Here is a 14,857-nt window from a genome sequence, read left to right as displayed (position 1 = left end):
GAGCGATGTTTCTCGGCTTCTGCGCGCTTCTGATCGTCGTCATGGTCCCGCTGACCGGCGGCAACCTGCGCCGGCTGGCCGAGATCCGGCTTCGATGGGTTCCGCTGGCGCTGGTCGCCCTCGCCGTCCAGGTCCTCATCATCACGATCTGGCCCGGGATGCCGCACGGCATCGCGGTGGGTGCGCACATCGCGTCGTACGGAATGCTCGCTGCCGTCGTCTGGGCGAACCGCCGGCTGCCGGGGATGCTGCTGATCGCACTGGGAGCCGGCGCCAACGCGCTCGCGATCACGGTCAACGACGGCACCCTGCCGGCGTCGGCAGGGGCACTGCACGCAGCGGGCATCCATCCGCGGGTCGGCTTCCAGAACTCCGGCGTCGTTGCCCATCCGCATCTGGCGTGGCTCGGCGACATCATGGTCACGCCGTCGTGGCTGCCGTTCCAGAACATGTTGAGCGTGGGCGATCTGGTGTTGCTCTCAGGGGCGCTGGTGCTCGTCATGCGAGTCACCCACCGACCCGCACCCGTTGCCGAGAAGACCGGCGAGTCAGCGATCGACGATGACGTTCGTGGCCTTGACGACAGCGGTTGCGAACACGCCGGGCTCGAGCTTGAGGTCGTCGGCCGCCTCCCGGCTCATCAGTGACACGATGCGGTAGTCGCCGCACGCCATCTCGACCTTCGCCATGACACCGTCGCGGTCGACCGACACGACGATGCCGCTCATCCGGTTGCGCGCGCTCGAGCGATTGGTCGCCCCCGCCTGCGAGCGCAGCAGCTTGCCGAGCTGGTTGGCCGGCAGCATGCGCTGGTTGCCCCGGCGCACGAACTTGACCCGCCCGTCCGCCTCCCACCGGCGCAACGTGTCGATGCTCACGCCGAGCGCCTTGGAAACCTCGCCGATGCGCAGCAGCTCGGGCACGTCCCCAACCCTATTCGCCGTCGGCGGGGAAACGTACTCCCCCGTTGACGCACACGCGCACGGAGGCACCCACACCCGGACCGGGTTCTGCGACGACCGTCCAGAGCTCACCCCCCTCGACGTCGAGCGCGAGCCGAACGCCGTCCTCGACCGGCACCTGGCGGCGTACGACGGCAGCGAACGGCCCGTCCGGTTGGACGGACACGTGGCTGGGCCGCGTGAGCAGCCAGCCGTCCCCCTGGCGGATCCGGCCGCTGAAGCCGAGAAAGCGAGCCACCGGCGCCGTTGGCGGCGCGTCGAGCACCTCCTTCGGGCGGCCCATCGCGGCGACTCTGCCGTCGAGCAGGACGACGAGCCGGTCGGCGAGCGCCCATGCCTCGGACCGGTCGTGCACGACGATCAGAGCGGCGCGGTCCGGGTCGCGAAGCACGGAGGCGGTGTCGTCGAGCAGCGCGCCGCGGCTCAGCGAGTCGAGCCCCGCGAACGGCTCGTCGAGAACGAGCAGATCGGGGCGCAGTGCGAGCGCGCGCGCGATGTGCACCCGCCGCCGCTCGCCACCTGACATCGCGGCGGCCGCCCGATCGGCCAGGTGCGTTGCCTGCATCGCGTCCAGCGCCGCGTGAGCGCGGCTCCTCCGCTCACGCCGCGGGACGCCCCACCACGCAAGGGCCAGCTCGACGTTGGCCAGCGCGGAGCGGCGGGCGAGGTCCGGGGACTGCATCGCGGTCGCGATCCGGCCGTTGCGCTGCACGTCGCCGGCCGCCGGTGCGAGCACTCCGGCGATCGCCGCGAGCAGCGTGCTCTTTCCCGCTCCGTTCGGCCCCAGCACCGCGACGACCTCGCCGGCACCGATGTCCAGGCTCACGTTGCGCACGACTTCGGCGCCCTGGCGGCGTACGGACAGGCCGCTGACCCGCAGCACCACCTGTGATCGGGTCATGACGGCGGCCGGATACGGACGCGTGCCGCCGAGCCCTGCTGGACGAAGGTCAGCGCCGCCGCGACCACCAGGATCAAGCCGAGCAGGATGATGCCGAGCGCCATCGCGTAAGCAAACTGAGCCTGGTCGACGGCAAAGATCGTTGCGCTGGCGAGGGTTTGGTCGTTGCCGTAGATGTTGCCACCGACGAGTACGACGGCGCCGACCTCGGACAACGCCGACCCGACTGCCGCGATCACGGCCGTGAGCACGCCGACCCGCGCCTCGCGCAGCGCGAGCACCCATAACTGTCGCCGGCTCGCATCGAACGCGCGCGCCTGGTCGAGCAGACCCTCCGGCACCGCCCTGAGCGCCGAGCAGCTGAGTGCCACGACGACTGGGAACGACAGGACCGACTGCGCGATGTAGACGCCGTGCAACGTGAACAGGAGATGGAAGCGCCCGAGTGGTGCCTCCGGGAACATCAGCAGCGCGAGCACGAGCCCGACCATGACCGGCGGGAGCCCGAGCCCCGCATTGGCAAGCACGATGCCGAGCCGGCGGCCGCGGAACCGGCCGAGGCCGAGGACAAGGCCGCACGGCAGCCCGAGCACGACTGCCACGACTGTGGCGACGATCGCGACCTCGAGCGTGACCCACGTGACGTGCCGAAGGTTCGGGTCGCCCGAGACGATGAGATGCCAGGCCTGCCGAAACCCGCGCCAGATGAACGTCACCGCGCACTGCCCGGCGGAGCGGTCACTTCGCCGGGCCGGTTACGTACACCAGCTTCCCGGACGGCAACCGGTACACCGTGCCGACCTTGACGCCCGGCCCGATCGTCTTGGCTCCAGGACTAGGAAGCGTGTGCACGGTCTGGCCCGGCGAGATGGTGATCGTATTCGGGCTGACCGGATGCAGGCCGTTCTTGGTGAACGCCTTGGTCAGATTGAGCGAGGCAAGTGCGGCCAACAGGAACGCGACCGCGAGCACGATTCCGAGGTCGAAGAGGTTGACCAACCCGTCGAGCGGGTCGCCGGCGCGGTCCTCGCGCAGCCGCGCACGCGGCGTGACCTTGATCATCGCCGCTCGTCCGTGAGAACGGCCGCGACGTACTCGAGGTCGGACAGGTCCTGCCCGTACATCCGGTCGCGGTACAGCGACAAGGCAAACGCGATCGCTCCGATGAGCAGGCCGAGCACCGTCACACTGAATGCCACCCGCAGGTTCTGGCTGAGTGCGGTGGTGTTGCCGTTGCGCAGTCCCTCCAGGGCGGGCGAGAGCGGGATCAGGGTGCCCATCAGGCCGAGTGCCGGGCCGGCCCTGACCAGCAGGCGGGTGCGCGCCAGCCGGCGCTGCGAGTCGAAGTCGAAGTCGGCAAGCGCCTTCGCGATTCGCGTGTCGGCTCCCGGCTCGCCGGCCTGGTCGGCGATCGTGTCGAAGGTCGCTGCCATCGCGCCGCTCCAGGCGACCGCGCCGAGCGCGGTCTTGGCGATGGACCGGTCGCCGTCCGCGATCGCCTTCTGCGCATCGGCCGCCGCCGTCGAGAGCCGCGGGAAGCGGCGCCGCTGGCGAGTGCGCAGCTCGACCGCGAAGCCGCCGAGCTCGACGATGACACCCGCGAGGGCGATCAGCGCGAGGATGAGAACCGGCACCTCGAGCGAGCGCGCGACGTCGAAGATGGCTTGCTCGATGGCATGGGTCACGGCGCCGGCCTCAATGCTGTCTCACCGCGCTTCTCCGCCGCCTCGCCCAGCGCAGCTCACGTGCCGCCCCCAGGCCGAACAGCAGCATTATCGCGGCGATCGCCGCCGCAGCGGAGCTCACGCGCCAACCCGACGAGAGCGGCGTGGCCGCCGATCCCTCGGCCTGGGTCCCGACGGCGGGAGCACTCGGGGCGCTGAGCAGCGCGACACCCTGGCCGATCAACCGGCCGCTCACGACCGGACGGCCGGCAAGGCTGCTAGGAGGCGGCGTTGATCGGCCGGACGCAACGCCCGATCCGCTCGTTCCAGGGCTCGGCGACCGCGTAGACCCACCGGACCGCCCGCCCAGAGCACTCGTGGACGGGCTCGGCGTACTGCTCGGATGCAACGACGGGCTCGGGGTCGGCGTGCGGCTCCCGCCCGGGCTCGGGGAGTGCGATGGCGACACCCGCGCGTGCCCTACCGTCACGAACAGCGGGTCGGCGAAGCCGCCGGAGTCATCCGCTCCCTGCGCGCTCAGCAAGACCTCGTAGGTGCCCGCGACGGCGAAGGCATGGGTGATCCGTGCCCCCACCCCGATCTTCTGGTCGCTCGGGAACAGCCGCCACGTGTACGTCGGCGTGACGCTGTCGCCGCTGCTGGACGCGTCGAGGGTGATCGACTGGCCTACCTTCGCCGTCATCGGATCGGCGGAGGCGGTCACCGTGAGGAGCGGGCCGGTGTGGACATATAGGTCGAGCGGGCCGCCCTGGGCGCTTTCGATCTCGTCGTCGGCCGCCGCGTTGTCCGAGGAGCTCCGAATCGGGCGCGCGTAGAGGATCTGCGGGCCGTCGACGTAGAAGACGGGCAGCAAGCCGCCGACAAAGCTCGAGGGTGCGGACAGGTCACCGGCGGATGCCTGCAGCAAGGAGTGGCTTCCGTCGTAGGGACGGGTCAGCTCGGTGAAGGTCACCCCCGAGGCGGACGAGCCGAGCAGGTCGGCCAGCAAGGCGTTCTCGGACAGGCCGAGTGCGACGTACGGCCCGGCGACCGTTGCCGTCTCCGGGTACTGGACGTCCTGAACCGCGTTGGCGGCATCTGCGTCTGCCGCCGCCGTGGCCTCGCTGGTGATCTGGGTCGCCGTCACGTACTTCGTGCCACCTTGCAGGTGGACCGCGATACACGGGTCACCGGTCGGGCAGGACTCCGCGGCCGCAGCAGGCATCGCAACGGCGACCACCCCGCCGAGCGCCAGCACCACCGCCAGTGCTCGGCGAAGCAAGGTACGCGGCATGCTCAGGTCACGTGCACCGACTTCGTCGCAGACGAACCTGCGACGATCACGCCGGCATTCACGTACTTGACCCTAACCTTCCAGGTCCTCCCGCGTGCGAGCTTGATCTTCACGGTGAAGCGCTTTGCCCCGTGCTTCAGCGCCACTGTCCTGACCACCCGCTCGCCGGACGCCGAGGCATGCCCTGCGTAAATGCGCAATTTCGCGCCAGAGCCACTGACCGCGGGCGACAGACCGCCCCTGATCGTGACAACGCCCTTGCGCGCCTTGGCCGAAGAGATCGCCACCGCGCCGACGACATGGATCGTGCCCTTAACCTTCGCCGAGGTCGGCTGCAGGATGTCGCCGTACAGCGGGCCGAAGGACGCCGACGCCGGGATCTCGACCTGGCTGATCTGCGGGCTGGAAACGGTGTACGACGCAGTCCCCGTCGGCACGTAGTGGAACGTGAACTTGCCGCTCGCACTGGTCGTTGTCGTGGCTGCGAGAGCTGCCTTGCCGCCGGTCGGAGTCGCGGACAGCGTCACCTGCACGCCGGCTAGCGGAGGCGTGCCCGGGACCTTGTTACTCAACGACCCGGTGATCGTCAGCTTGTGACCGCCCTTCACTGATGTCGAGGCGGCGGTTGCGGACAACGCGGGGGCCGCATCCTCCTTGAACGACCGTCCGCCCGGGTCGTTCGCCTGGTAGTTGTTGACGGCGGTCTGCCCGGTGGGCGAGGTGAGCCAGTCGAGGAAGGCCAGCGCGCCCTGCAGGTTGATGTGCACGTTCGGGTCGGAGCTGAACGCCGCGGGGTTGATCGCATATGCGTGGAACGAGTTCACCAACAGATTGGCGCCACCCGGCCCGGTGTTCGGGTCGTTGTCGACCACGTGCAGGTTGCTGAGCGCACCCTCCGACTCGAGGTACTGGAAGGTCGCACGGTCGGTCAGGACGTAGCAGTTCCCGCCGGTGTAGTTGCATGCGTCGGCGTTCACGACGTTCGGGCCCTGCGTGAGTCCGGTCGTGTGATACCACGACGGCAGCGTTGGTGACGCGCAGTTGCTGTCCGCGTTCGGAACCGCGCCGCCGCCGTTCGCCGTGCTGACCGGGCAGGTCGTGACGCCCGTGGTGAGACCCCAGATCGTGTGCTCCTCGACGGTCGTACCCGGGGTGCCGCCGCGCGAGACGTAGTTGACGTTTCCGTCCTGGCCGGCGGCCGCGATCCTCTGGAACGCGTCCACGATGTTGTGCGCAGGGTTGCCGCCGCTCATCACGCCGGCGGGATCCGATGCCGGCCCCAACAAGACGTAGTCGCCGTAGAAGATCGCCCGGCCGTACTGCTCGTAGGAGTAGCCCGACGCCACGAACTGGTTCTCCAGTGACGCAGCGTGGACGAGCAGCGCGCTCGCCGTACCGGCTTCGGCATAGCTGATGGCCGCACCGGTGCCCTGGCTGACGTAGTTCAACGTGTACTGCGGATACGCCTTCTCGAAGCCCGGCTTGATCACCTGCTGCATGAGATCGGAGTCGAAGACATCACTGGTCCCGACGACGGTGACCGTCGAGGAAGTGTCGGCGTGTGCAGCCGCCGGAACCAGCGCGGCGCCACCGAGCGCGACCAGCGAGGCGATCGACGCGAGGGCGGCGCGACGCCGGGATCGAGTGTTCATTGTTGGGACCCTTTCTTCGTTCCGGCCCCCCGTCATGCCGAGGCCAACGTTCCGTTGACCGCGCAAGCCGGGCTGTCCGCGGTGCTGAGCTCGACGTCGAGGGTTCCGGTGATCTGCTCACCGCTCTGGGCTGCGATGACGATCGTGACAATGTCGGACACCGACGACGTCGTGGTGAGCGTCGGCAGTGACGTGGTCGTCAGGGATGCGCTCGACCCTTGGTCGAGCACGGCGGCCGCCGGCGTCGTGCCGTCGTCCACCGGACTCGAGACGACGGATGCGGTGTAGCTGAGTGGATCCGTCCCGCCGTTCAGGGTCAGCACGAGTGACGTGGTCGTCGCCGCGGTCCCCTGACACGACGCGATCAGGGTCGCCGGCCCGGACGTGGCTAGTGCATGGGTGACGGTGCTGGCTTCGGGATCGGTCTGGCTGAAGTCGATCCGTACGGCGTCGCCGTCGGCACCGGCCGGTCCCCGGGGACCGCGCGGCCCGCGAGCACCGGCCGGGCCCCGGGAGTCGAGCGTGATCGCCTTCTCACCGGTCGCGCACTTGCCTCCGGATCGAAGCCGCAGCGCGCCACTCGACGTGACGCACGCCTTCGCGGACGACGAGTGGGAGGCGACCGCGGCGCCGGCCACCCCTCCGATCAGCGTGAGCGCGGCGGCCGCCGCAAGGACTACGGGAACCCGTCCACCGATTCGCACGACGCCTCCTCAGCGCAGGTGACGTGCCAACGTATTACATAGGCATGGTGCGCTGTCGAGAATGCCTCAGCCGAGCCACCCGGCGCCGGATCGCCTTCACCACGCGCATGAACGGCCCGACCTTGCCGAACCCGCCGGGTAGCGCCACGACCGCCGCGCGCTGCGCCGCGCTGAAGTCGGCCGCGACGATGCGGCCGATCCGGTTGATGTCGACGACGCCTACCAGCGATGGCTCGTCGCGGGCGCGCGACTGCATGGTCACCGAGTAGCGACCGGCGCCGTGCGAGAGCCGAGTACCGCCGGACGTCGGTTTCGGCACCCTCCCCATCCGCAGTCGGGCTCCGTCCGGCCCGGCGACGACGGCTGCCTCGCAGCGCCCCACCACGGCGTCGCCGCCACGGAGCTGGAGTCTCAAGGACCGCTGAGAGGCCTGCGGCGCGACGTCCACCTCGACGGGTGCCCACACCTCGTCCCGTGCGATGACCGCCGTGCCGATCGGCCGGGACAGGACCGACTCGACCAACGTGTGCACCCGCTGCCCGACATCGAAGGCGAGCGTGCTGCGACCCTCGGTCAGGTACGGGATGACGGTGACCGGCCTCGGCCCGATCACCGCCGCCGACGGCAGCGGGCGCTGGGTTTCGGCGTCCGACGCCAGCCGCGCCCTGAGCTCGACACCCAGGCTGACGAACCGGACGAGGACATCCCATACCCCGTTGGCGAGCGGTCGCCCGCCGGCCAGCGTCGAGGGGTCGAACTCGGCCGACCCGCGGATCACCACGTGGCGATTCGACCCCGGCTGGTCCGGAATCTCGCGGAGCTCGGCCTGCAGCTGCGCCGGAACGAACCACTCCTCGTGGGACGCACGCTCGACGACGACCACCTCAGCCTGCCCGGCGAGCACGCCGTGCTCGATCGCGACCGGGAACTTCGCACGCAGATCCGCGGGCAGCAACCGTGGATCGACGAGCAGCCGGCCGTCCTCGGTCGGGGCAAAGCTGATCGGCGTACCGTCCTCGAGGACCGCCGTCGCCTCGATCTCGGCTCGCCAGCGGTCGCTGTCCCAGCGCAGCGACCTGAGCACGGCCCGGCCGTGCAACCGCCGGAAGGCGGTGTTCACGTCCTTCAACCGGTCGTACCGGTCGTCCCGGACCAGCCCGGCTCGGACCCGGTACACCAGGGCGAGCCGGTCGGCGAAGCTGGGGGCGAACCGCTCGAGCATCAGGTTTCGGACCTCCCGGAACCGCCGCTCGTAGTAGTCCTGCGACACGGCCCCCACGCGTCTCGGATGGCTGAGCCAGTCGAGCATCTCGTGGGTGAAGGGACGCTCGAGCAGTACGTCGCGACCCGGTCCGGGCTCGGTGTGCGCCTCGATGATGTCGAGCACCTCGCGGAGATAGCCGTAGTAAGCGGCCGGATCGGGCACGCTGTAGGCAGCGTTGGCGTCCCCCGGTCGGCGGACATGGTGGTAGCACGGGTAGTCGGCGAGGATCGCGATGCGTTTGGCGAGAAAGTACGCGCGGACGACGAGCACGTGGTCCTCGAGCCGGCGCCTGCCCTCCGGGAACCGCAGGCCGTGCTCGTCGAGGAAGCTGCGGCGAAAGAGCTTGTGCGGCGACAGGCTCGACATCAACGGACGCGTCCATAACGTCGCGTTGGTGTCGTTCTCTCGGTAGAGACTTCGCGGCACCGCGCGGTGGTGGCCGATGGTCTTCGCGTTGAGAACGTCCGCGCCGGCGGAGTCCGCGAAGTCAGCCATGCGTGCCAATGCTTCGGGTGCGAGCCAGTCGTCCTGGTCGCAGAAGAAGACGTAGTCGCCCACCGCGTTGTCGATCCCGATGTTGCGCGGCCGACCCGGCCAGCCCGAAGGTGGCTCATGGAACACCCGCACGTTGGCAGCCTTATCCGCGACCTCGTCCAGGCGGCCCGGTGCAGCGTCCGTCGACCCGTCGTCGACGAAAACCACTTCGTACTGTTCAGGGGGCAGGCTCTGAGCCAGCAACGAGTCGATACAGACCTCGATCGACGAGCCTGGGTTGAATACGGGGACGATCACGCTGACAGCGACACGCCCGCCGACAGGCCGCGGGTCCACGACCCGAGGCTACCCAGCAGGCGTCAGCGGCAATCCGACGTGCAGCAGCCCCTCGGACCGGGCGACCCGCACGGCCGCTGCGACCGTGATACCCGTTCCGACGAGAATCATGGCAAGGACGGCGACTTCCTTCATCGCGACGAAGGTCACCAGCGGGAGCGACTCCAGCAGCCAGACCGTCACCACCGCCTTCGCGAGGCAGATGAACGCCCAGAACAGCGTCAGCTGCCAGAACAAGCGCTGGATCCGCGGCCGCGAGGCGACGTCCTCGCTCATCGGGAAGAAGTCACCGGCCAGCCGGCCGACGATCGGGCGGGCGGTCTTCAGCGAGAGCAGGAACATCGCCGCGACTGCCCAGTCGGTGATCGCCGGCTGCAGGAAGTAGAGGAACGTGCTGTGGCTGGCGAGCGCCAACGCGGTCTTCGCGGTCAGGCCGACGACGGTGAGCAGCAACAGGCCGGAGGCCCGGCGCCGGGTGCTCCATCGCCAGGCCATCGATCCGTAGCACCAGACCAGGGCGGCGATCAGTGCGGTCCACACATTTCCGGCCACCAGGCAGAGGTAGAACAGCGCGCTGGGGATGATGTTGGCCATCAGGATGCTGAGGCCGAGGTGGCGCATGATCGCGCCGAGGCGAGGCCGTTCGACGGCCGAGGTGTCGCTCGGGTGCTCGCTCATGGCTGAAGTGTCGGTGCTCAACCTGAAGGGCTTGAACTCCCGGACCGAACACTGAGAAATCTCTGAGCAAACGGTCTACGACCTGCGGCCGAACGGTCCAACCGGCCCGGACTTTCGGCTCAATACGGCAAACGGCGCCGACCGGAGACCGGTCGGCGCCGCCAGTGCCGTGACGGGTCAGACGACCCGGACGTTCTCCGCCTGCAGGCCCTTCTGGCCCTGCGTCGTGTCGAACTCCACGGTCGCGCCCTCGTCGAGCGTCTTGTAGCCGTCAGACTGGATCGCCGAGAAGTGAACGAAGACGTCCGGGCTGCCATCCGCCGGAGCGATGAAGCCGTAGCCCTTCTCGGAGTTGAACCACTTGACCGTGCCTTGTGCCATCGCACTTTCCTTGCTGGGACGCCCCGCGGAGCGGGACTCGGCCGCCGCGGGTGCTTTTCGGCGAAAAGCAAAATGCCCGCGGGGAGATCCCGCGAGCTAAGCACAACGAGAACTGCGACCTGCGGGATCAAGGCTAACAGGTTCGGCCGCCGAATCCCATCTCCCGCGCGGAATCTACACAGAGTTGGTTGACAATGCCCTGACGGGTGCTATTGTTCTACACAAAGTTGGTCAACAATAGTCTGCGAGGCGAGATGCACGTCGACCCGTACATCGTGCTGGGCAGTGCCATCGTCGGCCTGCTGGTGGGCATGACCGGCGCCGGCGGCGGCGCGCTCATGACGCCGATGCTGATCTTGCTGTTCAACGTCGAGCCGCTCAAGGCGATCTCGAGCGACCTGGTGGCTGCGGTCGTCATGCGACCGCTGGGTGCCGCGGTGCACTACCGCAAGGGCACCGTCAACATGAAGCTGGTCGCGCTGATGTCGAGCGGCTCGGTGCCGATGGCGTTTCTGGGCGCGTTCATCCTGCACGAGCTCGGCAACTCGTCCAACGCCCAGACGAACATCGAGCGCATCCTCGGAGCCGCGCTGCTCGTCGGCGCCGCCGCGATGGTGCTGCGCTTCGTGCTCGACCGGCGGTCGGGTCAGCAGCGCCAAGGCGTGGTGAGCGACATCATCGTCCACCCGGCGCGCACCGTCCTGATCGGCATGATCGGTGGGCTGGTCGTCGGCATGACCTCGGTCGGCTCGGGTTCGTTGATGATCGTGCTGCTGCTGTTCCTCTACCCGATGCTCGGCGCCAACCAGCTGGTGGGCACGGACCTCACCCAGGCGCTCCCGCTGACGACCGCCGCTGCGCTGGGCGCGCTCGCGTTCGGCCACGTCGAGTTCGCGGTCACGACCTCGCTGATCATCGGCAGCGTCCCCGCCGTACTGGTCGGCTCGGTGCTGTCCTCGCGGGCACCTGACCGCTACATCCGGCCGGCGATCACCTTCGTGATCTTCGCCTCGGGGCTGAAGTACGTCGGGCTCGGCACCGACGCGCTCGGCTGGACGCTGGTCTCGGTGTTGGGTGCGGTCTTCCTGGTCTGGCTGGCCGTGACGCAACCCTGGCAGCGCACCGGCAACGGCTCAACGGAAGTTGCGAGCAGCGGGCCGGACGCCGAGCTGGAGCGGCTCGATGCGCTCGGCCATGACGTTGACCACGCCTTCTGAGTGCTGAAGCATCCCGCGGACCACTAACGCGGCACTCCCACGGGCGACCTTTCGGTACTTTGCCCAGACCTGCATCGAACAGATGACGTTGACCATCCCGGTCTCGTCCTCGAGGTTGACGAAGGTCACCCCGCGGGCAGTGGCCGGCCGCTGGCGATGCGTGACCACTCCCCCGACCCGCACCCGGGTGTGGTCCGGGATCCCACGCAGACCGGCTGCGGTGATGATCCCCATCCGGTCCAGCCGGTCGCGGACCAGCGCGGTGGGGTACTGCTCGGTCGTGACGCCGGTGGCCCACAGGTCGGCGATCATCTGTTCCGGCTCGGTCATGTCAGGAAGGTCCGGTACGGCGGTCTCGTCGACCGCGACCAGGTCGAACTGACCGGGGCGTACCGCAGCCGCCGCGCCGGCGGTCCACAGCGCATCGCGACGCGCGACCCCGAAGCCGTCGAACGCTCCCGCTGTCGCGAGCGCCTCGACCTGGTCGCTCGACAGGCCGATCCGATGGGCCAGGTCGGCCATCGAGGTGAACGGCCCGGCTGCGTCGCGCTCGGCAACGATTCGCTCAGCCAGGTCGTCACCGATCGTCCGGACGCTGGACAGTCCGAGCCGGACCGCCGGCTGAGGCGCGTCGAGACACGCACACTGCGACCGGCCGTCGCCGGCCTCCAGCGTGGCGGTCGCCCGCGAGATGTTGATGTCCGGCTTGCGGGTCTCGACCCCGTGCCGGCGCGCGTCGGCGACCAGCGACTGCGGCGAGTAGAAGCCCATCGGCTGGGCGTTGAGCAACGCCGCGCAGAACGCCGCCGGGTAGTGCAGCTTCAGCCAGGACGAGGCGTAGACCAGCAGCGCGAAGGAGATCGCGTGGCTCTCCGCGAAACCGAAGGAGGCGAACGCACGGATCTTCTCGAAGATCTCATCCGCGGCGATCCCGGTGATGCCGTTGGCGGCCATCCCGTCGTACAACCGCTGGCGCAACGCGTCGATCCGCGCGTCCGACCGCTTCGACCCCATCGCGCGACGCAGCTGGTCGGCCTCGGCCGGGGTGAAGTCGGCGGCCGCGACCGCGACCTGCATGAGCTGCTCCTGGAACAGCGGGATGCCGAGCGTGCGCCCGAGCGCACCCTCGAGCGAGGGGTGCGGGTAGGTCACGGCTTCCTGGCCGTGCCGGCGACGGATATAGGGGTGCACCGAGTCGCCCTGGATCGGCCCGGGCCGGATCAGCGCGACCTCGATCACCAGGTCGTAGAAGCAGCGCGGGCGTAACCGCGGCAAGGTCGCCATCTGCGCCCGGGACTCGATCTGGAACACCCCGACCGTGTCGGCCTTGCACACCATGTCGTAGACGCACGGTGCTTCTTTGGGGATGGACGCGAGGTCGTACGACGTACCGTGCCAGTCCGCGATCAGCTCGAAGGAGTAACGCAGCGCGGAGAGCATGCCGAGGCCGAGCAGGTCGAACTTCACCAACCCGATCGCCGCGCAGTCGTCCTTGTCCCACTGCAGCACGGTGCGGTTCGGCATCCGGCCCCACTCGACCGGGCAGACCTCGATGATCGGCCGGTCGCAGATCACCATGCCGCCGGAGTGGATGCCCAGGTGCCGCGGTGCGTCACGCAGCTCCGCGGCCAGCTCGAGCACCGTCGCCGGCACCGGGGTGTCGTCCGGCGCGGTGATCCCCGCCATGTCAAAGCCGTGCTCGATCAGCTTGCTCCACGCGTCCTGCTGCCCGGTGGAGTAGCCCAGCGCCTTCGCAACGTCGCGCAGAGCCGAGCGCGGCCGGTAGGTGATGACGTTGGCGACCTGCGCGGCATGATCGCGGCCGTGCAGGTCGTAGACGTACTGGATGACCTCCTCGCGCCGGCCGGACTCGATGTCGACGTCGATGTCCGGCGGCTCGCCGCGCTCAGCGGCGAGGAAACGCTCGAACAGCAACTCATAGCGGACGGCGTCGACCGCGGTGATCCCGAGCGCGTAACAGACCGCGGAGCAGGCCGCCGAGCCCCTGCCCTGGCAGAGGATGCCGTTCTCGCGCGCGAACCGCACGATGTCCCACACGACCAGGAAGTAGCCGGGGAAGTTCAGCTCCCCGATCACCGTCAGCTCGTGCTCGATCTGGGCGTAGGCCTTCTCGGTGTCCGGGCCACGCGGGCCGTAGCGCGTGGTCGCGCCGCGCATCGTCAGCTCGCGCAGGTAGCTCATCTCGTCATATCCGGGTGGCACCGGGAACGGCGGTAGCTGCGGGGCGATCAGCTGGATCGGAAAGGCCAGCTCGGCACCGAGCCGCGCCGCCATCTCGACCGCGCCCGGCCACCGCGCGAACCGCTCGGCCATCTCGGCGCCGGTCCGCAGCATCTGGTCGGCCCAAGCGGGCAGCCAGCCGTCGAGCTCGGCAAGGCTGCGCCGGGCGCGGACCGCGGCCATTGCGGTCGCGAGCGGGCGGCGCGCCGGACCGTGGTAGTGCGCCGCGGTGGTCGCGACGATCGGTAGCTGCTCGGCCGCGGCGAGTTCGGCCAGTACGTCGTAGCGCTCGTCGGCCAGGGGATCTCGGGCGTAGCCGAGCTCGACCACGACGTTGTCGCGACCGAACCGCTCGACCAGCTCCGCTAACGCGGCGCGCGCCGCATCGACCGCGAGGCAGCCGGGCTCTCCCGCTTCCAGCGCGGCCCGCACCGGCCCCTTGCGGCAACCGGTCAGCACCAGCCAGTGCCCGCCGGCGAGCTCGGTGAGCTCGTCGAGGTCATAGACCGGATGACCCTTTGCCCCGCCACGACGCTGGGCCGCGCTGATTGCCCGGCACAGCCGGGCGTAGCCGATCGGTTCGCGGGCGAGCACGAGCAGGTGCCGGCCGGGTGGATCGGCCATCGACGACCGAGCCCCGACCGCCCGCTGCGTGGTCGTCCGTGGCATCGGCAGGTCCAAGGAGAGCTCGGCGCCATGGATGGTCGCCAGACCGAAGCTCTGTGCGGCCTCGGCGAAGCGGACCACGCCGTACATCCCGTTGTGGTCGGTCACGGCCAGCCCGGACAGCCCGAGCCGCACGGCTTCTTCGACCAGCTCTTCGGGCAGGCTCGCGCCGTCGAGGTGGCTGAACGAGGAGTGCGCGTGCAGCTCGGCATACGGCACGGGTTTGTCGGGGCGCACCAGCGGCACCGGTTCGTACGCCGGGCGGTGCCGTGACCAAGCCACCGAGTCGCCGCCGTCGCCGTGCAGCTCCCCTGACTTACCCGACTTTCCCTTCGGCGGCGGTCGGCCGGAAAGCTTGCGCTCGAGCTCCCGCCACGGCATCGGCGGGTTTTCCCAGCCCAC

General features: G+C 69.4%; 14 protein-coding genes. 2 read left to right on the top strand and 12 right to left on the bottom strand.

Annotated elements, in window-relative coordinates; genetic code table 11:
- Positions 1 to 5 precede the first annotated feature (5 nt).
- A complete protein-coding gene (locus VME70_10315) occupies positions 6 to 647 on the top strand; it encodes a DUF5317 family protein (protein ID HTW20591.1) in 642 nt (213 codons plus the stop codon).
- Here the strand turns inward: VME70_10315 and VME70_10310 are convergent.
- The 11 genes from VME70_10310 to VME70_10260 form a co-directional block, all read right to left on the bottom strand.
- Entirely contained in the window at positions 549 to 923 is a 375-nt protein-coding gene (locus VME70_10310; protein HTW20590.1) for a TOBE domain-containing protein, read from the bottom strand. The genes VME70_10315 and VME70_10310 overlap by 99 nt on opposite strands.
- 10 nt (positions 924 to 933) lie before the next feature.
- Positions 934 to 1,863: an ABC transporter ATP-binding protein gene (locus VME70_10305; protein HTW20589.1), complete on the bottom strand. Its 930-nt coding sequence runs from the start codon at positions 1,861 to 1,863 to the stop codon at positions 934 to 936.
- Complete coding sequence (locus VME70_10300) at positions 1,860 to 2,579, bottom strand: ABC transporter permease (GenBank protein ID HTW20588.1); 720 nt, start codon at positions 2,577 to 2,579, stop codon at positions 1,860 to 1,862. Before VME70_10300 ends, VME70_10305 begins: the two co-directional genes overlap by 4 nt.
- Positions 2,580 to 2,601: 22 nt before the next feature.
- Positions 2,602 to 2,925, bottom strand: a complete 324-nt coding sequence (locus tag VME70_10295) for a DUF2149 domain-containing protein (protein HTW20587.1) — start codon at positions 2,923 to 2,925, stop codon at positions 2,602 to 2,604.
- A complete protein-coding gene (locus VME70_10290) occupies positions 2,922 to 3,548 on the bottom strand; it encodes a MotA/TolQ/ExbB proton channel family protein (protein HTW20586.1) in 627 nt (208 codons plus the stop codon). The genes VME70_10295 and VME70_10290 overlap by 4 nt, the downstream gene beginning before the upstream one ends.
- 10 nt (positions 3,549 to 3,558) lie before the next feature.
- Entirely contained in the window at positions 3,559 to 4,821 is a 1,263-nt protein-coding gene (locus VME70_10285) for a PKD domain-containing protein (protein ID HTW20585.1), read from the bottom strand.
- 2 nt (positions 4,822 to 4,823) lie between these two features.
- Positions 4,824 to 6,473 (bottom strand): substrate-binding domain-containing protein, encoded by a 1,650-nt coding sequence (locus tag VME70_10280; GenBank protein ID HTW20584.1) that lies wholly within the window; start codon positions 6,471 to 6,473, stop codon positions 4,824 to 4,826.
- A 32-nt stretch (positions 6,474 to 6,505) separates the two neighbouring features.
- Positions 6,506 to 7,177 (bottom strand): hypothetical protein, encoded by a 672-nt coding sequence (locus VME70_10275; GenBank protein HTW20583.1) that lies wholly within the window; start codon positions 7,175 to 7,177, stop codon positions 6,506 to 6,508.
- A 34-nt stretch (positions 7,178 to 7,211) separates the two neighbouring features.
- Positions 7,212 to 9,272 (bottom strand): glycosyltransferase family A protein, encoded by a 2,061-nt coding sequence (locus tag VME70_10270; protein ID HTW20582.1) that lies wholly within the window; start codon positions 9,270 to 9,272, stop codon positions 7,212 to 7,214.
- A 9-nt stretch (positions 9,273 to 9,281) separates the two neighbouring features.
- Positions 9,282 to 9,950 (bottom strand): VC0807 family protein, encoded by a 669-nt coding sequence (locus tag VME70_10265; GenBank protein HTW20581.1) that lies wholly within the window; start codon positions 9,948 to 9,950, stop codon positions 9,282 to 9,284.
- A 177-nt stretch (positions 9,951 to 10,127) separates the two neighbouring features.
- A complete protein-coding gene (locus VME70_10260) occupies positions 10,128 to 10,331 on the bottom strand; it encodes a cold-shock protein (GenBank protein HTW20580.1) in 204 nt (67 codons plus the stop codon).
- Between the two features lie 254 nt (positions 10,332 to 10,585).
- Between VME70_10260 and VME70_10255 the strand changes: the two genes are divergently transcribed.
- Complete coding sequence (locus VME70_10255) at positions 10,586 to 11,548, top strand: sulfite exporter TauE/SafE family protein (GenBank protein HTW20579.1); 963 nt, start codon at positions 10,586 to 10,588, stop codon at positions 11,546 to 11,548.
- Here VME70_10255 and VME70_10250 read toward each other — a convergent pair.
- Positions 11,465 to 14,857, bottom strand: coding sequence for an error-prone DNA polymerase (locus tag VME70_10250; protein ID HTW20578.1), 3,393 nt, complete (start codon positions 14,855 to 14,857; stop codon positions 11,465 to 11,467). The two genes, VME70_10255 and VME70_10250, sit on opposite strands and share 84 nt — an antisense overlap.

This window comes from Mycobacteriales bacterium, assembly GCA_035504215.1.
In the GTDB taxonomy this organism is placed as follows: Bacteria; Actinomycetota; Actinomycetes; order JAFAQI01; family JAFAQI01; genus DATAUK01.
Note: the sequence above shows the minus strand (reverse complement) of the source record. Positions and strands in the feature narration are given on the sequence as shown.